The 18,692-nt window shown below is 62.5% G+C and carries 22 protein-coding genes and 2 pseudogenes; 10 read left to right on the plus strand and 14 right to left on the minus strand.

Annotated elements, in window-relative coordinates; genetic code table 11:
- Positions 1-75: 75 nt before the first annotated feature.
- Positions 76-990, plus strand: coding sequence for a LysR family transcriptional regulator (locus BMY03_RS00360; protein WP_094009939.1), 915 nt, complete (start codon positions 76-78; stop codon positions 988-990).
- 230 nt (positions 991-1,220) lie between these two features.
- On the opposite strand, the gene BMY03_RS00365 is transcribed toward BMY03_RS00360, so the two are convergent.
- The 3 genes from BMY03_RS00365 to BMY03_RS00375 all read right to left on the minus strand — a co-directional run bounded on the left by BMY03_RS00365 (position 1,221) and on the right by BMY03_RS00375 (position 4,875).
- The gene (locus BMY03_RS00365) at positions 1,221-2,621 is read right to left on the minus strand and encodes an MATE family efflux transporter (RefSeq protein ID WP_094009940.1); all 1,401 of its coding nucleotides are present in this window, start codon (positions 2,619-2,621) and stop codon (positions 1,221-1,223) included.
- A gap of 233 nt (positions 2,622-2,854) precedes the next feature.
- Positions 2,855-4,000: an AAA family ATPase gene (locus BMY03_RS00370; protein ID WP_094009941.1), complete on the minus strand. Its 1,146-nt coding sequence runs from the start codon at positions 3,998-4,000 to the stop codon at positions 2,855-2,857.
- Positions 4,001-4,014: 14 nt separating this feature from the next.
- Complete coding sequence (locus tag BMY03_RS00375; RefSeq protein ID WP_094009942.1) at positions 4,015-4,875, minus strand: RNA ligase family protein; 861 nt, start codon at positions 4,873-4,875, stop codon at positions 4,015-4,017.
- Between the two features lie 298 nt (positions 4,876-5,173).
- Here BMY03_RS00375 and BMY03_RS00380 point away from each other — a divergent pair, with 298 nt between their 5' ends.
- Positions 5,174-5,392, plus strand: coding sequence for a hypothetical protein (locus tag BMY03_RS00380; RefSeq protein WP_023630431.1), 219 nt, complete (start codon positions 5,174-5,176; stop codon positions 5,390-5,392).
- A 38-nt stretch (positions 5,393-5,430) separates the two neighbouring features.
- Here BMY03_RS00380 and BMY03_RS00385 read toward each other — a convergent pair whose 3' ends face one another.
- Positions 5,431-5,886 (minus strand): PACE efflux transporter, encoded by a 456-nt coding sequence (locus BMY03_RS00385; protein ID WP_094009943.1) that lies wholly within the window; start codon positions 5,884-5,886, stop codon positions 5,431-5,433.
- Positions 5,887-6,002: 116 nt separating this feature from the next.
- On the opposite strand from BMY03_RS00385, the gene BMY03_RS00390 reads away from it, so the two are divergent.
- Positions 6,003-6,905: a LysR substrate-binding domain-containing protein gene (locus BMY03_RS00390; RefSeq protein ID WP_094009944.1), complete on the plus strand. Its 903-nt coding sequence runs from the start codon at positions 6,003-6,005 to the stop codon at positions 6,903-6,905.
- 71 nt (positions 6,906-6,976) lie between these two features.
- Here BMY03_RS00390 and BMY03_RS00395 read toward each other — a convergent pair whose 3' ends face one another.
- Together BMY03_RS00395 and BMY03_RS00400 are read right to left on the minus strand one after the other, a co-directional pair.
- Positions 6,977-7,357, minus strand: coding sequence for a termination factor Rho (locus tag BMY03_RS00395; protein ID WP_094009945.1), 381 nt, complete (start codon positions 7,355-7,357; stop codon positions 6,977-6,979).
- Between the two features lie 96 nt (positions 7,358-7,453).
- Positions 7,454-7,705 (minus strand): hypothetical protein, encoded by a 252-nt coding sequence (locus BMY03_RS00400; protein ID WP_023630435.1) that lies wholly within the window; start codon positions 7,703-7,705, stop codon positions 7,454-7,456.
- Between the two features lie 295 nt (positions 7,706-8,000).
- Between BMY03_RS00400 and BMY03_RS26495 the strand changes: the two are divergent.
- A pseudogene (locus BMY03_RS26495) lies at positions 8,001-8,277 on the plus strand (SDR family oxidoreductase); the annotation flags it as partial.
- A 237-nt stretch (positions 8,278-8,514) separates the two neighbouring features.
- On the opposite strand, the gene BMY03_RS00410 reads toward BMY03_RS26495, so the two are convergent.
- The 5 genes and pseudogenes from BMY03_RS00410 to BMY03_RS00425 all read right to left on the minus strand — a co-directional run bounded on the left by BMY03_RS00410 (position 8,515) and on the right by BMY03_RS00425 (position 10,847).
- On the minus strand, positions 8,515-8,703 hold the full coding sequence (locus BMY03_RS00410; protein WP_237750143.1) for a hypothetical protein: 189 nt from the start codon (positions 8,701-8,703) through the stop codon (positions 8,515-8,517).
- Between the two features lie 32 nt (positions 8,704-8,735).
- Entirely contained in the window at positions 8,736-9,395 is a 660-nt protein-coding gene (locus tag BMY03_RS26820; protein ID WP_425311891.1) for a cytochrome d ubiquinol oxidase subunit II, read from the minus strand.
- A 52-nt stretch (positions 9,396-9,447) separates the two neighbouring features.
- Positions 9,448-9,822 (minus strand): annotated as a pseudogene (locus BMY03_RS26825) (cytochrome ubiquinol oxidase subunit I); the annotation flags it as partial.
- A 20-nt stretch (positions 9,823-9,842) separates the two neighbouring features.
- The gene (locus BMY03_RS00420; RefSeq protein WP_094009948.1) at positions 9,843-10,061 is read right to left on the minus strand and encodes a hypothetical protein; all 219 of its coding nucleotides are present in this window, start codon (positions 10,059-10,061) and stop codon (positions 9,843-9,845) included.
- A gap of 72 nt (positions 10,062-10,133) precedes the next feature.
- A complete protein-coding gene (locus tag BMY03_RS00425) occupies positions 10,134-10,847 on the minus strand; it encodes a DUF72 domain-containing protein (protein ID WP_094009949.1) in 714 nt (237 codons plus the stop codon).
- A 161-nt stretch (positions 10,848-11,008) separates the two neighbouring features.
- On the opposite strand from BMY03_RS00425, the gene BMY03_RS00430 reads away from it, so the two are divergent.
- The gene (locus tag BMY03_RS00430) at positions 11,009-12,109 is read left to right on the plus strand and encodes a mechanosensitive ion channel family protein (protein WP_094009950.1); all 1,101 of its coding nucleotides are present in this window, start codon (positions 11,009-11,011) and stop codon (positions 12,107-12,109) included.
- Between the two features lie 17 nt (positions 12,110-12,126).
- Here the strand turns inward: BMY03_RS00430 and BMY03_RS00435 are convergent, their stop codons facing one another.
- Positions 12,127-12,651 carry a cupin domain-containing protein gene (locus BMY03_RS00435; RefSeq protein WP_038706150.1) on the minus strand — a complete coding sequence of 175 codons (525 nt, stop codon included), beginning with the start codon at positions 12,649-12,651 and terminating at the stop codon, positions 12,127-12,129.
- Positions 12,652-12,795: 144 nt separating this feature from the next.
- Here BMY03_RS00435 and BMY03_RS00440 point away from each other — a divergent pair, with 144 nt between their 5' ends.
- Positions 12,796-14,583 carry a thiamine pyrophosphate-requiring protein gene (locus tag BMY03_RS00440; RefSeq protein WP_094009951.1) on the plus strand — a complete coding sequence of 596 codons (1,788 nt, stop codon included), beginning with the start codon at positions 12,796-12,798 and terminating at the stop codon, positions 14,581-14,583.
- 97 nt (positions 14,584-14,680) lie between these two features.
- Entirely contained in the window at positions 14,681-15,220 is a 540-nt protein-coding gene (locus BMY03_RS00445; RefSeq protein WP_023630686.1) for a type 1 glutamine amidotransferase domain-containing protein, read from the plus strand.
- A 66-nt stretch (positions 15,221-15,286) separates the two neighbouring features.
- On the opposite strand, the gene BMY03_RS00450 is transcribed toward BMY03_RS00445, so the two are convergent.
- Both BMY03_RS00450 and BMY03_RS00455 read right to left on the minus strand, forming a co-directional pair.
- Positions 15,287-15,811: a hypothetical protein gene (locus BMY03_RS00450; RefSeq protein ID WP_023630687.1), complete on the minus strand. Its 525-nt coding sequence runs from the start codon at positions 15,809-15,811 to the stop codon at positions 15,287-15,289.
- A gap of 126 nt (positions 15,812-15,937) precedes the next feature.
- Positions 15,938-16,819 (minus strand): MerR family transcriptional regulator, encoded by an 882-nt coding sequence (locus tag BMY03_RS00455; RefSeq protein ID WP_038706152.1) that lies wholly within the window; start codon positions 16,817-16,819, stop codon positions 15,938-15,940.
- A gap of 146 nt (positions 16,820-16,965) precedes the next feature.
- Here BMY03_RS00455 and BMY03_RS00460 point away from each other — a divergent pair, with 146 nt between their 5' ends.
- From BMY03_RS00460 to BMY03_RS00470, 3 genes are all read left to right on the plus strand, one after another.
- The gene (locus tag BMY03_RS00460; protein ID WP_094009952.1) at positions 16,966-17,412 is read left to right on the plus strand and encodes a PAS domain-containing protein; all 447 of its coding nucleotides are present in this window, start codon (positions 16,966-16,968) and stop codon (positions 17,410-17,412) included.
- Positions 17,413-17,515: 103 nt separating this feature from the next.
- Positions 17,516-17,938: a nuclear transport factor 2 family protein gene (locus BMY03_RS00465; RefSeq protein WP_023630689.1), complete on the plus strand. Its 423-nt coding sequence runs from the start codon at positions 17,516-17,518 to the stop codon at positions 17,936-17,938.
- Positions 17,935-18,687 carry an SDR family NAD(P)-dependent oxidoreductase gene (locus tag BMY03_RS00470; protein ID WP_094009953.1) on the plus strand — a complete coding sequence of 251 codons (753 nt, stop codon included), beginning with the start codon at positions 17,935-17,937 and terminating at the stop codon, positions 18,685-18,687. The genes BMY03_RS00465 and BMY03_RS00470 overlap by 4 nt, the downstream gene beginning before the upstream one ends.
- Positions 18,688-18,692: the final 5 nt, after the last annotated feature.

Below are 18,692 nucleotides of genomic sequence, written 5' to 3' on the forward strand. Positions count from 1 at the left end.
TGCGCAGGAGAAATATTTCACAACGACAAAAGAGGATAAAATAATAAGTCCTGATGCCTCACCACGGAAAAACCTATGAAGTTCACACTCAGGCAGCTTCGCTACGCGCTCGCAGCGGCCAAGCACGGAAACCTGACCACTGCCGCCATGGAGCTTCATGTATCACAGCCTTCCATCTCGGCGGCCATCACCGAACTGGAGGAAGTGCTGGGCCAGGCAATCTTCATACGCCAGCGTGGTCTTGGCATATCGCTGACTCCCTTCGGTCGTACCGTCATGGTGCAAGCGCGTCGCGTGCTGGCAGAGGCCCAGACCTTTGCCGAGATCAATGCCAATGCAGGTGAGTGTGTCGGGGAACTGGTGGTGGGCTGTTTTGAAGATCTGGCGCCCTATTGCCTGCCGCAGATCGTGCGACGGATGCAGCAGTCCTGCCCACGGGTCACGGTCGATATGCGCGATGGCAGCTTCGATTATGTGGGCAAGCGACTCAGTGAGGGCGCGATAGAGCTGGCCATCACCTATGACCTGGGTTTACCGCCAAACACTCAATGCACCCAGCTGTGTCAGCTGACTGCCCAGGTGCTGCTGTCGGCCGATCACCCGTTGGCCAAGGCACCGCGCGTCAGCCTCAAGGCGCTGGCCGAATACACCCTGGTCGTCACCGATCAGGTCCACAGTTGGCAGCATGTACTGGATCTGTTCAGCTTTTACGACATTTCACCCGCGGTTGTGCACCGTGTGCGCACCTTTGAGTTGCAGCGCAGCCTCGTCGCCAATGGCTTTGGCGTGGCGCTGATCTATACCCGGCCATTTGGTGACCATAGTTACGATGGCCAGGCGCTGGTGTGTCGGCCGACTCAGGAGAAACTGCCAACCCATAGCATCGTACTGGCGCATGACCAGCGCTACCCGCTGACGCCTTCGGCCGAGGCGTTCAAGGAGCTGGCGGTGGCATGGTTCGCCGAGCGACCGTCGTTTGCATCCGAGTGAACGACAGGTAGGGCGCATGTCACAGGAGGACGGCTGATACTCAGCTGAGGAGTGTCTTCATTGGGTCGGAAGCTGCCATTCAGTGCAGACGAAAAAGCTTCAAGATCAAGCCTGACGCTTTCTCATCGTCTGCTTCGAAAAGGTTACACAATGCAGCCTGATCGGCGAGCTTGTGCAGGTTGAAGTGGTTGTAGAACGCTTGGCCCAGTCGCTGATGCTCGCATTCAGGTTCACAAAGCGTTCTCGCTAGCTGAATGAGACTCCAGGTGAAGACGGTTTTCGGCCCCCCGAATGGCTTTGGCGATTCGCCAGAAGTAAATTAAGCCAATCAAAAGTTCAAACACCGAACCAATAATCCAGCAAGTTATTAGCGACGACGGGGCGTCACGATTGCTCATGGCGACGCAATAGATCAACGGAATGCTCATGCACCACATCAGCGTCAGGCGCACGACCAGTGAAAATCGGGCCATGCCAATACTCTCCAGGACGGCGGCCCCGGTCATCGAGAAGACAAAGGCAGTGGAGAATGTCCACAGCACGCGTTGTGTATCGATGGCCAGGGCCATCGTCTGCGCGTTTTGTCCCAGATCACCAAACGCCCTGAGCAAGACTTGCGGCACTGTGATTTGAACGGTGGAAACCAGCAGGACGTAGAGCAGTTCAATGATCACCGTGACCCGCAGGATCATTGCCAACTCGGTGTAGCGCCCCTTGCCCACTGCAGTCGCACACAGAATGCTGCAACCAATGCCTAACCCAATGATTGGGATGATGCCTAGGTAATTCACGGTTAGGTTGACGTTGTTTGCCGCTAGTGCACTGGCGCCCAGTACCGCCACAATCCAGATGAACGCAGTGTTTCCTAGCTGATCCACTCCGGCGGATAGGCCACCGGGAACACCTCTACGCAACCGGAAAAACAGCTGCGGCACTAGGTGCTCGCTGCGGGCAATGAAGATGTTCATCACCTCAAGCCAGACTTCTCGAGGCAGCATTACGGCATAGCATGCCAGCATGGACAGCGTGCCGATCAATGTACCGACAGCGGCCCCAGTCATGCCCATTTCGGGCAGCCCGAACTTGCCGAAGACCAGGCCGACAGTGAAGATCGAGTCGATTACTTGACCGATGATTCCCACTATAAGTGTTTCGCGGGTGCGACCAACACCGTTGAAAAACGAGGACAGCGCCGTGTCGATCGTCATTACGCCACCGAAGAGCGCCGCCCAGAGCATATACCGCGACTCCAGGTTGACAATCTGCGCTGGTCGAGAGCTGAGCTTTGGGATCATCGCGATCAGCGGGGCTGCGATGAACAGCAGGGCCCCACAGGCCATACCGAGGAGCAGCCCCAGTGCAGCTTCACGCGAAGCTGCACTGGGCCCTGATCGACCATGCGCCTGCGCAATGAAGGAACGTGCCACCCCCACCGTGCTACAGAAAAACGCGATGATCGCCATGCTTGTGAATACCGCAGGGCCAGACGCGGCCAGCGTATCTTGTGAGTAGTGCGCCAGGCATAGTCTGTCGACCAGCATCATCAGTAAATTGCCGACCATCGTTCCCATCAACGGAAACGAGACAGTGAAGATTCTTTTCGCCACTCCTGAGTCAAACCAGTGCCGCATATTCACGTTCCTTTGTTTAGCAGCTACCGCGAGGGCACTTAGTCAGCGCTACGCCCGTGTTAAATAATACCTGACCGATATATCCCGCCTGTGGCGGTTTTCCCACTAGAGCGGACAAATTGCCAACTGATCGCTTTTCGCCGTTAAGGCAACTCCGAACAAGCCCGTCAGATCGAAAAGGCGCACTAAAGTCAGAAGAGTCCGAAACTTGTCAATATTCTTCTGATCGATGCTCAGCCCGTCACCACCTCATACCTCACCCGATGCGCCTCGGTCGGCAACGGCACCTCCCACTTGAACATCATCCGCCGTATATCGTCATTGCGCAGCGACGTATCGCGTCGCTGGTTGCGCCGCATGATCTCGTCCTCCGGCCGCTCCAGGTAGACGATCTCCACCTGCGCCCCGTAGCCGTACAGCAAGTCCAGCGTACGGCTGCGCATCTGCGCCGACAGGTGCGTCGAGTTCCACACGAAGGGCCTGCGCTCGCGCAACAGCGCCTTGGCCCGGTCGATGGCGTAGTGCGCGGCCGCGCCTTCGTTCTGGCCGTGGCGCAGGCCCAGGGCCTGGCGCGCGTCGTCGAACGACACCACCGGCAGGTCCGGGTGGTGTCGGGCGATCCAGGTATCCTTGCCGCTGGCCGGCAGGCCGGAGAGCATCACCACCTGGGAGCCCTGGGGTTCGTGCAGCGCATAATCCGGATGCACACGGGCGCCACGCAGGTACTGAATGCGTGTGTAGTCGTCGGCAAACGCTCGCGGGCCGTACAAGCACCCCTCCTCTGCCGCCAGCTCGCGCCACAGTTCGATGGCGGTCAATACATCGGCCTTGCCGGCATAGTGGCGACCCTGCATGTCGGCCTCGGCCACCGCGCAGAGCATCCACACCGGCAGTTCCCAGGACAGCTTGTGCAGCAGAAACTCCGCGCTGCGTCCGCTGCGGTCACCCTGCAGGGCAAAGAACGGCAATTGATGCACAGTGATGATCCGGCAGATCTGTTCGCGCAGCGCGAACGGCACGCCAGCGCGCCACAGCAGCAGGCGTGCATCCACCGCGCCTCGGCGCGAGTGGCCGGGTTGGCCGATGCGCCCGGTCTGCGGGTCGATCACCGTGGTGTCGGGCTTGGCGATGTCATGCAGCAGGGCTGCAAAGAACAGCACAAAGCGCTGCTCGGCGCTGGCGTCGCGGTAGGCGCTCTGCGCCAGCAACGCTTCGACCACCAGGCGGGTATGGACCCACACATCGCCCTCGGCGTGATAGGTCGGATCCTGCGGGGTGTCGGCCAGGCGTGCCAGGGCCGGGATGGCCGCGAGGCAAGCGGCGCTGTCCATGTCGTGCCCGGGGTCGGGCACCAGTTGTTGCAGTTGGCGAATATCCATTTCGGGAAGCTCCTTCAGTAGCCGCGGCGTTCGCCGTGCCAGTCCAGGGACAGGCGCGGTGCATAGAGATCGACGCCTGCGGCCAGTTGATTGGGTATGAACGGTTGGTTGGCATGGTGCTGGTCGGCGTCGAGGATGGCCTGGACGAAGTCCTGGCGCACCCACTTGAGCCGGCCCAGGGTCTGGCGCTCGTCTTCGAGCTTCAGGTACAGCCCCTCCATGCGGCTCGAGCGGTCGCATTGGCGCCAGGCCCGGGCCAGGTCGAGGCCTTCGCGGCGTACCACCTGCTCGAACACTTCGCGCCAGCGCGCGGTCTTGGCCAGCGAGTCGCCGAGCAACGCCATCAAGTCGGCGTAGCGGCGCGGTGCCGGGCCTTCGTACAGCACCGGTACGGACAGCACCGGGCCGTCCGCGAGCAGCTGTCGGCGCGCCGCAGTGGACAGGAACTGGCCTGTGGCGCGGTCCCACACGTCGAACTCGCAGAAGAAATGCGGCAGGTGGTCGTAGAACACCGAGTGCTTCTTGTGCAGCCACTCGCCATACAGCACGAAGCGGTCTTCAAGACGTTCGAGCAACCAGTGCTCGTGGGCCACGGCCCATTGCTTGAACAGGTTGAACTGGCGCTCGCGGCCGCCGCCGCTGAGGTAATGGCCACGCGATTGCAGGCGTAGCTCGCCACCGTTGGTAAAGCTGATGCCGGCGTTGGCGCCGTCGAGTTTCTCTTCCACCACCAACCATTGGCCAGCCAGCGAGCCATAGGCCACCTGGCCGGCATCGCTGTCGCCGTCCTGCAGGCGCGAGCCTTGCAGATGTGCTGTGCGGGGGTATTTGAGCAGTTCGAGGGAATGTGCGTCGGCACGAAAATCCATGTTCATGGGTTTCTCCTTGGTAATAGGGAAAAACCGACGACAGGATCAGGCAGGTACGAGGATGAAGCGCCGCCGCGCGCAAGCACGGGCAGCCATCAGGCACGATGGACCGTCGTCGGTATCAGGCGTGTTTGATGGCGCAGGGCACTGGCTTCACCACTTTGGCAAAAGGTTGCGGGGATTCGAGGGCGCGTATTCAACAGCAGGTATCGGTCGCGGGTCAAGCCCTCAGTAGCAGCAATGTGATAGCATCGGCGCGCCCCTGGAGGGGCAATCTTCTGATATCCCGCAAGGAATACGCTTCGTGAAAGACTTCGTCATCAGCGTCAACAACATCGTCCTCTACGTCTCCCTGGCCGTTATCTGGCTGTTCGCCCTCATCACCCTGTTCACCGGCGGATTCCTGCCAGCCCTGGGTGTGTTCGTGGTCGGCAGCCTCGGCTGGTGCATCGTCTCCGGCTTCTGGTTCGTCCAGTCGGCCACCTACGAAGAGCTGCGCAAGCTCAACGCCAGCAAGGACTGACGCATCCGGGCGGCTCGGCACCTCGCCTCGCAGCCGCCCTACCCTCGCCCCGCACAAGCCTCGGCCGATACCTCGCCCTGCGCCGAGACAGGCACATCGAACACGCGGTCGAACGCCCACTGAAACACCAGCGCATAAAAGAAGAAGAACACGAACAACCCCAGGTCGGTCACCAGCGCCGCCCACCAGGAAATCTGCAGCCACCAGGCCACCAGTGGCACCAGCAGCAGTACCAACCCACCTTCGAACCCCGCCGAGTGCAGCAAGCGCCTGCCGAGGGTGCGGGCACGGTTCGGCTGACGGAGCTCCCAAAACTCGAACAGATAGTTGTACACCACGTTCCAGGCCAGCGCGCTGGCGGACAGCATCAACGACAGCGCGCCGGCATGCGCCAAACCGTTGTCGTAGACCAGGGCGATGGCCGGTGACAGCACAGCGACGGCGATCGCCTCGTAAAGAACGGCCTGGACGATCTTGCGGGCGGGACCTTGCATGGCGGTGCACCTGTGGGCGGTGAAAGCGGATGCCGCCACGTTAGCGCTCGGTGACCGCCACGAAAAATGAGATAAATTGAGCGGGCATCAATCCAATTCATCCCTCGAGGTGGTCGGTGTTCTCTTCGCTTCCGCTCAACGCGTTGCGCAGCTTCGAGGCCGCGGCGCGCCTCACCAGCTTCAAGGCCGCGGCCGAGGAGCTCTCGGTCACGCCCGGGGCCATTTCCCACCAGGTGAAGGTGCTGGAGACCCGGCTTGGCACTTTGCTGTTCGAGCGCAGCGCGCAGGGTGTGAGGCTCACCGAGCAAGGCGAGCGGCTCTATCGCCAGGTCCATGGCGCACTCCTGGATATCAGTCGTAGCCTGGAGCACTTCCTGCCCGGCACCGCATCACAGTCCCTGACCCTGTCCACTACGCCCGGGCTGGCCGCCGCCTGGCTGATTCCGAGGTTGGGCGATTTCTACCGTGCTTTCGAGGCGTTCAACCTGCGCATCGACACCGGCAACGAACTGGTCGACCTGCTGCGCGATTCCAGCATCGACCTGGCAATTCGAGCCGTCAGCCACACCGACCCGAAGCTGTTCAACCTGCCGTTGATGGAGGAGCGTTTCGCGGTCTATGCCGCGCCTGCGGTGCTCGCCGCCATGGCGGTTGAACAGCTCCAGTTGATCGACCTGCGCTGGCAGGTCCCGCAAGGCTGTTCGATCAGCTGGCAGCTTTGGTGTGAGGCGGCGGGCTGCCAAGACTGGCTTGAGCGTGCACGCATGCGCGAATTCGATGACGAGCATTTTGCCTTGAGCGCCGCCGTTGCAGGCCAAGGCCTGGTGCTCGCCAGCAACGTACTGGTGGCCGATAGCGTGCAACGTGGCGAACTGGCGGCCTTCCGGCCCGACGTCAGCCTGCCGGGGCCGCGCTACATGGCGGTCTGCGTACCGGGCCGGGAACGGCAGCCACACATGAAGGCACTGTTGGCCTGGCTGGCCGAAGTGGCCGCGGCGACCATAACGGAGACGCGTTGAATAACGCCGGTGGATCAGGCATGGCTGTCCTTCTCCAAGCCTAGAACCGTCACTGGCCGGTCAGCGCCGCATCAGCCTTTCCTGCGCAACGCCTCGACCAGTTGCGCCTTGGTCATGCGCGAACGCCCCTTGATATCCTTGCTGCGCGCCTCTTTCATCAGGCTTTCCTTGGTCTGCGTCTCCAGTGAGGTGCCAGATTGACGTCCATGGCCCTGACGGGTTTTCGCGGCCCGCTTGGCCGAATCTGAACGTGCGGTCTTCTTTTCGCTCGACGACGTCTTGCTGCCCGATCCGCCGGACTTGTCGCCGCCGCCGGACTGCTTGTTGACGGTAGCCCAGGCACGGGACTCGGCCTCGTCCTTGGACAGGCCCTTGTCCTCGTAGCTTTGCTCGATGTGTTCGGCCTTGCGCTTCTGTTTCTCGGTGTACTTGTCTTTGTCTCCACGGGGCATGTCGCTCACTCCTGAGTGGGTTCGGCTGAACGGTTGAAGCCATTGCCGCTGACGAAGTGCGATCGGCTGGACGAATGGTCGGCAGTGCCCAAGCAGCTACACAAGGTGGTAGTCCGCGCCGGCCACCGCCTTCACGAACGCTCGATCAGCAAGCCGGCGCAGGTCGCGCCACTCAGTCCAGTCGATCAACCGCAGCCGGTCCATCTCGTCGGCCTGGCGCAGGAGTTCATCGTGATAGGTGCTTGGACAGTGCCGGCGCAGGGCCTGGTTGTCGTAGGTGTCGAACCAGTGGTTGATCGCTGCCAGCCGGCATTGCGCCGGGGTCATCGGGTCGCTGAAGGCATTCATCTCGGACCGCCCTGCTTTCTTTGACGGAAGATGCCTGTGCGTCGCACGAGGTTCCCTCCAGCCGCCTGGACGGTCGGCGCGACGCAAATGCCACTGGTGATCTGCGCTTGAACTTTAACGCGCTTCCTGGCTTCCCCTGAATAGACCATCCCCACAGCGTACAGGAGAACCAACCCATGAGGCCTTTGATCTGTCACGGTACCGGCGATGTCCGTATCGAAATGCTTGCGGATCCGCTCGTCCTGAGCAGGCACGGCTGTGTGTTTCGCACTATCGCCACACGGAGCGTGCAGCCATGATCGATCCCGCCACCGGTATGAAGCCGGGAGAACGCTATACCGTGGAAAACCTCGAGCGGGTGCATCCGTTCACCGGCTTCTTCCTCGACGGCAAGTACTATCTGGGGCCGGAGCTGCTGACCGCCGTGGGGTGGCTGGAGGGGCGGCGATTCATCTATGACAACCTCGATGCCACGGGCGAGCCGGTGTTCGCCAACCGCTTCGCCGGCGAGATCAAGGACCTGGTGCTGACCTTGGCGGATGGCACTTCCCTGGCAGTGTCGCGCCTTGAACACTGGCCTTCCGACGAGGGGGGCAGTGAAGTCGAACAGCCTGGACAGCGGCCATCAGTACCTGAAGTTCCAGCCTTCGCAGCGACGCAGGGACGGCGTCTGGTGGCGGGTGTCGAGCGCCTGCAACGCCACCCCGCAGCCATCCTGGCAACCGCCTTGTCCCTGGGATTCGTGGCGGGCTGGGTGCTGGCGACACTGGAGCGCAGGCGCCATTAGGTGTACCAGGAGCGCGTGCGCCCTACCCTGGTCTTCGTCTGTCACCTAGTGACATGTGCGGCTTGAAGATAAGCGTAAAGCTGCCGGTCAGGCGCGAACGCAGCTCCTTGGGCATGGTGTATCCGAAGTGGACAAGCCATGCGCCGTCACCCAGCAAAAAGGTATCGCCCCGATAGCGCTTGACCTCGGTTTCGCTGATGCCAATTTCCATTGCCACATCCAGGTCGGTCGGGGGAGTCGTCATTATGCAGAGGCCTCTGGCCGTATTTTTATTGGAAGTTGAATAGCGCCTGTTTGACTTGCATAAGGGCATTTACCCTGCCAGGCGTTCAGCACATTTCCTGAATGTCGGACGAATGGCGTGGCGCATTCATTGGCCAGGCGTCGTCCCCTGCCTGCCCGAGCCCTGACCTTTCCCGAAAACACCCTGAAGCCCCAGGTGTTGTAGCCCAGCGTGACAGGCACAACCAGGGCAAAGCCAACCAGTACAAACACTTGAGTGGCAGCGCTTGCCGCCGCCTGTTCAAGAGTCAGTGCCGGCGGGATGGCATTGGGAAAGAGCGCTACCAGCATGAGGGTGAATGCCACGACGATCATGCCCAGGGCACAAGACAGCGGCAGCCAGTGGTGTGCACAGCGCCAGGCGCGAGCGAACCCCACCAGCAATCCAATGCTCGCTACCCCGGCGCCTACGAGCAGCGAGGGCTGGCCGAGGCGATGCCAATACTGCGTATCGAGTTGCAACGTCAACGCCAGCACACCAGCCAGCGCCGCCAGGGCATAGGCCGCAGAGCAGCTTGGCCTGGCTGGCTGCCCGACGTTGCAGCGGGCCTTCGCATCGCCAGTACAGCCAGCAGGCACCCAGCCATGAGTAACCCAGCACCAGCACCAGCGCCAGTGCACAGGCCACCGCGTAGGTCGCGAAAAAATGCAGCTTCGGCCCGACCTTGTTCTGGCCGAACAACATCACCCCGAGAAAACCCGCTTTCAGAAAGAATGCCACCAGTACCTCATAGAGCATCAATGGACCGATGATCTCGCCGACTGCCAGCGACAGCCGTGCCCAATTCAGACCGAACTGATACTCCATGACCAGGCCGAAGGCGGTCCCGGCGGCCACGGTCAAGGCAAACACTTTCAGCCAGTAGCGGTATAGCGCCAACACGGCTGGCTGTCGGCGCCACAGCCACCAGGCTTCCAAGGCCATCAACCACTGCGCCAGGCCAATGCTGAAGGCGGCAAGGACAATATGAAGACCAATGGTGATGGCGAATTGAGCCCGCGCGGCCAGCAGCGCCGCAGCCGCATCGGCGTGCTCAATCAAGCTCATCCCTCGCTGGCACGTCTATATCAGGCTTTGTCGTCAACGTCGCGCAGGCGCTTCTCGATCGCACGGATCTGCTCTTCCTGCTCTTTGATTGAAGTCGGCGTTATCACCTTGTCGACCGCCTCTGTATCCGGATCCGGGCGCTCGAGCATCGGATCCGGCGCAGGCTGCCCTTTTTGGGCCTCTTCCGAGGAAATGGGGCGTGGGGTCTTGTCAGCGGGTTTGGATTCAGGCTGTTTCATGAAAGGGTCCCGTGGCGGATGACTGTCTTTCAGAAGAGTACCGGCCGCCTGGGAAAGTTTGATCCGACTGCATCAGCACAACTGATCCCAGGTTGCCAGGGCATTGCCCAAGGCGGCGCCGGCGGCGGTATTGTCGAATATGCACCAGATATCTGTCTGGCTGGCAGCACTCGCCCGCAGCCGCGCCGCCAAAGCCTGCAGGTAATGGTCGGAATAAGCGCTGTAGTAGACACGCGGCTCGCCATGCAGGCGCCAATACTCCAGCCCTGGCCACCCGCCGGGCTCGGCATCGCTGACCAGGCGCGGCGGGCTGGCGGCCACCTGGGCGATGCGCAGCGCGACGAGCATTGACTGCGCCGCATGCCACGAAGCGTGGCGCGGCTCGACCGCCACTGGTCCGGCATGGCGTTCGCGCAACGCTTCGAAGAAGCGACGCGCCATTTGGGCGTCGTAGGCCAACGAAGGTGGCAACTGGACCAGCAGGCAACCGAGGCGCTCCCCCAGCTGGCCGCACTGGGCGAGAAACCCATCGAGCAGCGGTCCGCAGGCGTGCAGGCGCTGTTCATGGGTGATGGTCCTGGGCAGCTTGACGGAAAAGCGAAATGTCGTCGGCACCGAGGCGGCCCATCGCGCATAGGTTTCAGGGCGGTGCGGGCGGTAGAACGCGCTGTTGATCTCGACCGCGTTCAGCCGCCGCGCATAGCGCTGCAGGTGGCTGCCTTGCGCGGGAAACGCGTCGACATAAGGTCGCGAAATGCTCCAGCCGGCACAGCCTAGATAAATCATCCGCTTGCTCCTGTCAGGCGCTGTGAAGCGGTGGAGTGGCGGCGGGGTCAAGACGTTCCGAAAACCCGGCGGTGAAAATCCGATCGACCTCTGGCCGCACCTCGACGTCCCATGAAAGGACGCTGCACATCCCCCGAGGGCAACCAGGAGGCGAGCCACTCATGAATGACCGCATCATTGAACTGTTCACCGATACCGCACTATTCGGTATCTCAATCCTCAACCTGCTGCTGGCGTTGGGCGTCGCCACCCTGACCTTTGTCGCGGCGCGGGCGGCGATCAGCTTCGTGCAGCGGCGGGTACGGCGCTGGTCGGAACACGACGGCGCGTTCAGCCAAGTGCTGGCCAAGGTGCTCGACGGCACCAGCAATGCCTTGCTGCTGCTCGCCTCGCTGCTGGTGGGCCTGGGCATGCTCGATTTGCCCGAGCGTTGGCTAGCCCGGGTGGGCAGCCTGTGGTTCGTGGTGGCGGCGCTGCAGATCGGCCTGTGGGCCAACCGCGCCATCGCCCTGGGCCTGCGCCGCTATTTCGCTCGGCACGGCGGCGACGGGCTGAACCAGGGGAGCGCGCTGGCCACCCTGTCCGCCTGGGGCGCGCGGGTGCTGTTGTGGTCGGTGGTGGTGCTGGCCATGCTGTCCAACCTGGGGGTGAACATCACCGCCTTCGTCGCCAGCCTCGGGGTGGGTGGCATCGCCGTGGCGCTGGCGGTGCAGAACATCCTCGGCGACCTGTTCGCCTCGCTGTCGATCGCCGTGGACAAGCCCTTCGAGGTGGGCGACTTCATCGTCGTCGGCCCCCTGGCCGGCACCGTGGAGCATGTCGGGCTGAAGACCACACGCATCCGCAGCCTGGGCGGCGAGCAGATCGTCATGGCCAATGCCAGCATGATCAGCAGCACCATCCAGAACTACAAGCGCCTGCAGGAGCGACGCATCGTGTTCGAGTTCGGCTTGTCCTACGACACCCCCACCGATGCCGTGAAGAAGGCACCGGGCATCATCGAGGAGGCGATCAAGGCACAGGGCCAGGCGCGCTTCGATCGCGCCCACCTGCGTGGCTTCGGCAAGGAGGCGCTGGAGTTCGAGTGCGTGTATATCGTCAAGGACCCCGGCTACAACCTGTACATGGATATCCAGCAGGCGATCAATTTCCACCTGCTGGAGCGGTTCTCCAGGATCGGTGCGAAGTTTGCCGTGCCGGTGCGGGCGATCAAGGTCACCGCGCTACCCCAGGAAGACATGCTGCGCTTCAAAGAGGCCTGAATGCCGTTGGCTGGTGATCAGCGCCATAGCGTCATCAGGGCGCCTCGTGCGCCGGTCACCGGATCTTGCGCTGGCCTGGGCACGGCGGCGATGCGCGCCAGCGCCTGGTCGTGCGCGCCATCCTCGGGTCGTTGGATGGCGTACTGCTCCTGCCCCAGCGGGTAAGCCCCCACCACCAGGAAGTCATCGCTGTGCTCGACACAGCAATGGCCAGTGCCAGCCGGCAGGACCAGGACATTGCCCGCTTTCACGGTCAACGTCTGGCCGCCCGCGCCGCCCAGTGTCACCCGCGCCTGCCCGCTTGCGACACCCAGCACCTCATGGGCATTGGGGTGGAAATGCTGGTACTCAAAAATGCCGTCGCGCCACAACGGCGTCCATTGGTGGGCGGCGAACAACGCCTCGAACGCGCTGGCGTTGTCATCGGCCGGTGCAAGGCGCAGGCGGTAGAGCAATACGGCGAAGCGGCTGTTCGGCGTCGCGCCGTCATCGGCGAAATGCAGCGTCCTCTGCGGTTGGGTGGTGCTGTCGAGGGTAAACATGAGGGCCTCGCGATGAAGTTGGGCAATACCCTTGAGAATACGAGCCAGCTTCGAGGTTCATGCCGGGCGACCAGCTACACCCAGTGAAACTTTCGCCTGCGCGATCCAGTCCAGACCCTATCCATCACTGACAGGGACACGACGATGACAACGACGGTAGGTGACTTCCTGGTCGAGCGTTTGTACCAGTGGGGCGTGCGGCGTATCTATGGTTACCCGGGCGACGGCATCAACGGTGTGTTCGGCGCGTTGAACCGGGCCAACGGCAAGATCGAATTCATTCAGGCCCGCCATGAGGAGATGGCCGCGTTCATGGCCAGCGCCCACGCCAAGTTCACCGGTGAGCTGGGCGTATGCATCGCTACCTCGGGCCCAGGTGCCTCGCACCTGCTTACCGGCCTGTACGATGCGCGCATGGATCACCAGCCGGTGCTGGCCATCGTTGGCCAGCAGGCACGAGCGGCGCTGGGCGGGCACTATCAGCAGGAGCTGGACTTGCTGTCGATGTTCAAGGATGTGGCCGGGGCGTTCGTGCAGCAGGCGTCCACCCCTGCCCAGGTACGCCACCTGCTCGACCGCGCCGTGCGCACGGCCGTGGGCGAGCGCCGGGTAACCGCCATCATCCTGCCCAATGACCTGCAGGACCTGCCCTATGAGGCGCCCGCCAGGGCCCACGGCACCGTGCACTCCGGCGTCGGCTACAGCAAGCCGAAGGTGCTGCCCTACACGTCTGACCTTCAGCAGGCCGCCGATGTGCTCAATGCCGGTCGCAAGGTGGCCATCCTGGTCGGTGCTGGCGCTCTGCAGGCGAGCGAACAGGTGGAGGCGGTGGCCGAAAAGCTCGGGGCGGGCGTTGCCAAGGCGCTGCTGGGCAAAGCCGTGCTGCCGGATACCCTGCCCTGGGTCACAGGGTCAATCGGCCTGCTCGGCACCGAGCCCAGCTACAAGCTGATGACTGAGTGCGACACCTTGCTGATGATCGGTTCGGGTTTTCCCTATTCCGAATTCCTGCCCAAGGAAGGCCAGGCTCGCGGCGTGCAGATCGACCTGCAACCTGACATGCTCAGCCTGCGTTATCCGATGGAGGTCAACCTGGTCGGCGACGCCGGCGAAACCCTGCAGGCGCTCTTGCCATTGCTCGAGCACAAGCCCGACCGGCGCTGGCGCAAGAAGATCGAAGGCTGGCGCGCGCGCTGGGACAAGACCCTGGAAAAACGCGCCCTGACCAAGGCCGACCCGATCAACCCGCAGCGGGTGGTGCACGAGCTCTCCCCGCGACTGCCGGATGCGGCCATCGTCACCAGTGACTCCGGCTCCTGCGCCAACTGGTTCGCGCGTGACCTGATGATCCGCCAGGGCATGCAGTGTTCGTTGTCCGGCGGCCTGGCGTGCATGGGCGCCGCCGTGCCCTATGCGATCGCCGCCAAGTTTGCGCACCCGCAGCGCCCGGTGATTGCCCTGGTGGGCGACGGTGCGATGCAGATGAACAACCTGGCCGAGCTGATCACCGTGGCCAAGTACTGGCAGCAATGGGAAAACCCCAAATGGATCTGCGCCGTGTTCAACAACGAGGACCTCAACCAGGTCACCTGGGAGCAGCGGGTCATGGAAGGCGACCCGAAGTTCGAGGCGTCCCAGTCCATACCCGATGTGCCCTACCACCTGTTTGCCATTTCCATCGGCCTGCAGGGCATCTTCGTCGAGCGCGAAGACGAGGTCGCCAGCGCCTGGGATCGGGCCCTGGCCGCCGACCGCCCGGTGCTGATCGAATTCAAGACCGACCCCAACGTGCCGCCGCTCCCCCCGCACATCAAGCTGGAACAAGCGAAGCAGTTCGCCAGCACCCTGCTCAAGGGCGACCCTGACGAGGCAGGGATAATCGTGCAGACGGCCAAGCAGGTCCTGGGGACGCTGTTACCTGGCAAGCACTGATGTCCGGTGCGCGGCGAGGCCTTCCGGCAATCCGTTGGAACTTCGCCGCACGCCCGGGGCCTGCCCTATCAAGCCTATCAATAAAGGAAACACGACGATGAGTGCACAATTGAATGGCAAGCGCGTGGCCTTTCTGGTCACCGACGGGTTTGAACAGGTGGAGTTGACCGGCCCTCGTGAAGCCCTGCAAAAGCTGGGCGCGGTGGTCGATATCCTGAGCGAAAAGGATGGGACTGTACGCGGCTGGAATCACGACCAGCCCGCCGACGAATTCCCGGTGGATGCCACGTTCGAAAGTGCCCGGCTCGATCTGTATGATGCCCTCGTGCTGCCCGGCGGCGTGCAGAACTCCGACACCATTCGCCTGATACCCGGCGCCCAGGAATTGGTCAAAAGCCATGACTCTGCAGGCAAACCGTTGGCGGTGATCTGCCACGGTGGATGGCTGCTGGTCTCGACCGGCCTGGTCAAGGGCAAGCGAATGACCAGCTACAAGACGTTGCAGGACGACATCCGCAACGCCGGCGGCAGCTGGATCGATGAAGCGGTGGTGGTGGATGGTAACCTGATCAGCAGCCGTACGCCGGACGATATCCCGGCGTTCAACGAACAGTTGATCGCTGCGCTGGGGCGCTGACATTGCCGCACGGCCCCTGCCCCGTGCCAGCGAGCGGGGGCCATGCTTCCCCGCATGACAACCTAATCAGGCCAATTGGATATACACCGAGTAACTCCCCAGCAGCACCCAGAACACCAGAAAGATCCACGGAGTACGCAGGGAAAAGAGCAATGACTTGCGATGCCCCGCACGTGATGTTTCGGCCTCGCAGAACAGGGGCGATTCGTCATAGGCCAGCCCCATCAAGGGCTCGCTGCGCAGCAAGTGGCTCTGCTTGAGTTGCCAGTGATCGATGATGTTGTACGCCGCGCGAATACCTGGCCAGGCATTGAGCGAACTCAGCACGCCAAGCAAAGCAAGGAACGCGGGCACGATCAGGGTGAACATCTCCCCCCACCCTTGATTGAGGTTGCCCATGGACGAGACGAAAGCGATGACCAGAAACGACTGGGCGGCCAGATAGGCGTCGGTACGATTGGCCAGGATGCTGGTTTCGTACTGGATCTCGCGCCGATAGAAGTCCAGACGCTCCTTGGGCGAACCGAACATCCTGGCGTTGTGCTCGGTGATTTCGTGTTCGGGGGTCGATGGGGTGATGATTCGAGGCACACGGCTCTCCTGCAATCAAGCTCCGGGCAAGTAAGAAATCGAGGAGCTTGATGCGGTAGAACCGGCAATGCAGGGCAAAATTCAATCCATTTTGGCGTTGACCTAATCGGCGCAGCGGCCCTGCTCTCAGAGATCCAGGGCTCCCCTGAGCAACGCGTTGAGCATCCCCGCCACATCATCCCCCTGCTCGTCCAGCACACGCAGCGGGATGCCTTGCAACGCGGCTTGCGGTCCAGCTACCCCGGTGAGGGCCAGCGGGCAGGCAATCTCCAGCTGCAAGGCCCGCAGCCGCTTGGCCAGCCCGGCGTTCACCGGGCCTTGCACGGCAATCACCAACGCCGCTGGCTGAGTCGCCGCGCACACCAGGGCGAGTTCCTCCAACGGCTGCCAGCAGCCGAGCACGTCGACGCGCTGTTGCTCGCTGCTGAGCAACAGGCCGGTACACAGCAACGGCAGTTCGGCAGCCCCTTCGGTACCGGCCAGCAGCACCCTTGGCGCATCGGCCTGGTTCATCTGCAGGCGCAGCAACAGGCGTGCGCGCAGGAAGGTGTCAAGGAACAGCCACTGACTGCGCTCACCGAAGGCCCTGCCCGCGCCCATCGCCTGCCAGACCGGCAGCAGCACTTCGCGCAGCACGGTGGCCTTGGGCAGGAGCGTGAACAACTGGCCATGGACACCCTCCAACCCGCGCGTATCGAACGCCATTGCCGCGCGTTTCAGGGCCGCGCGCCAGTCTTGGAAGGCCGAATCCTGCTGCACCGGCGTGTGACGCTGAGCGGCGAGCATTTCGCCGACCTTGCTGATCGGCAGGCCGTTGGCTGTCCAGTGCAGGATGTCGCGAATGCGCTGCACGTCGCTGGGCGTGTACAGGCGATGACCACCGTCGGTACGTTGCGGGCTGATCAGGCCGTGACGTCGCTCCCAGGCGCGCAAGGTCACCGGATTGATGCCAGTCAGGCTGACCACATCGCGCATGGGCAGTAAATCGGGTGAGGTGACTTCGGTCATCAGGAGGAATCATTAGAAAGATGGCCCATTCTAAACCCATACGCTCTTTCTGCGGCGAGCTCAGATAGGCCATTATGTACAGAATCGCGCCGGCGCTTCGTATTGTTGCGCCCGCCATACAGCTCAGATTTTCATGGGTGTCCCCAATGATCAACGCAAAACTCCTGCAACTGATGGTCGAGCACTCCAACGATGGCATTGTCGTTGCCGAGCAGGAAGGCCGCGACAGCATCCTGATCTACGTCAACCCCGCCTTTGAACGCCTCACCGGCTACTGCGGGGACGATATCCTCTACCAGGACTGCCGCTTCCTCCAGGGCCAGGATCAGCAGCAGCCGGGTATCGCGGTGATCCGCGAGGCGATCCACACGGGCCAGCCCTGCCGTCAGGTGCTGCGCAATTATCGCAAGGACGGCAGCCCGTTCTGGAACGAATTGTCCATCACCCCGGTACATAACGAGGCAGACCAGCTGACCTATTACATCGGCATTCAACACGATGTCTCGGCGCAGATCGCTGCCGAAGAAAGGGTGCGCGAGCTGGAGGTCGAGGTCGCCGACCTGCGCCGCCAGTTGGCAGCGGTCGGACACTGAGCAAAATATCTGTACAAGAACGTTGACTTGTACAGATTTAAACGTAGGCTTCTTCTATACCTGTACAAAAAATTTGTTTGTACAGGATTTGTCGGAGCCGAGCATGTCAACGTACCTGCAGAATTTCGCCGAGCGCTTCGCCCAGCTCGATGGGCAGCACCTCGAAGCGCTAGAGAACCTGTACAGCGAGAACGTCACCTTCCGCGACCCGCTGCATCGGATTGAAGGGCTGAGCGAGCTGCGGGCGTATTTTGCCCAGCTGTACGCCAACGCCCATGACATCCGCTACGTATTCTCCGGTGCCGACGAGGTGAGGACCGGGCAAGGGTACCTGCGTTGGACCCTGCAATTTCGTCATCCGCGGCTTGCAGGCGGTCGCCCGGTTTCCCTGCAAGGCTGCAGTTACCTGCAATGGCATGACCGGGTGCATTACCACCAGGATTTCTTCGACGCCGGCGCGCTGCTCTACGAGCACATTCCGCTGATGGGGGGGGCGATTCGCTGGCTCAAGGGGCGGTTGGCATGAGCCGCTGCTGGTTGACCGGTGCCAGCAGCGGCATCGGTGCGGCGCTCGCGCAGTGCCTGCTGGAACAAGGCCATCAGGTTGCCCTGGGCGGTCGCCGGGTCGAGCAACTGGTGCCCTTTGCCGAGCGCTTTCCCGGGCAGGTGCTGCTGGCCAACGGCGATCTGGACGATCCCGAGCAGGTCGCGCAGATAGCAGACCGCATTCGCCAGGCCTGGGGCGCCCTGGACATGGCGATTTTCAACGCCGGTACCTGCGAGTACCTGGAACCCGGCCGGTTCGACCCGGCGCTGGTCGAGCGCGTTATCCGCACCAATGTGCTGAGCCTCAGCCACTGCCTGGCGGTCGCCCTGCCCCTGCTGCGTGCCGGTATCGGCCCGCACCTGGTGGTCATGGGCAGCTCGGTAACCTGGCTGGCCTTGCCCCGCGCCGGCGCTTATGGCGCATCCAAGGCCGCTGTGCGCTACCTGGTGGAGTCGCAGCGCATCGATCTGGCGCAAGCCGGCATCGACGTCACGCTGATCAATCCAGGCTTCGTCGACACACCGCTGACGCGTCGCAACGACTTCCCGATGCCTCAGCTGTGGTCAGCCCAGCGCGCCGCCCGGCACATCGTCAGACGGCTGCCGCGTCGGCCGCTGGAAATAAACTTCCCGCGCCTGTTCACCTGGGGGTTGCGCCTGCTCGGAGCGCTGCCGGCGCAAGCGCGCCTGGCATTGGGCCGGCGCCTGGCTCGTCAAGAAACGGACTGATCAAT

It is taken from the genome of Pseudomonas soli, from assembly GCF_900110655.1.
Taxonomy (GTDB): domain Bacteria; phylum Pseudomonadota; class Gammaproteobacteria; order Pseudomonadales; family Pseudomonadaceae; genus Aquipseudomonas; species Aquipseudomonas soli.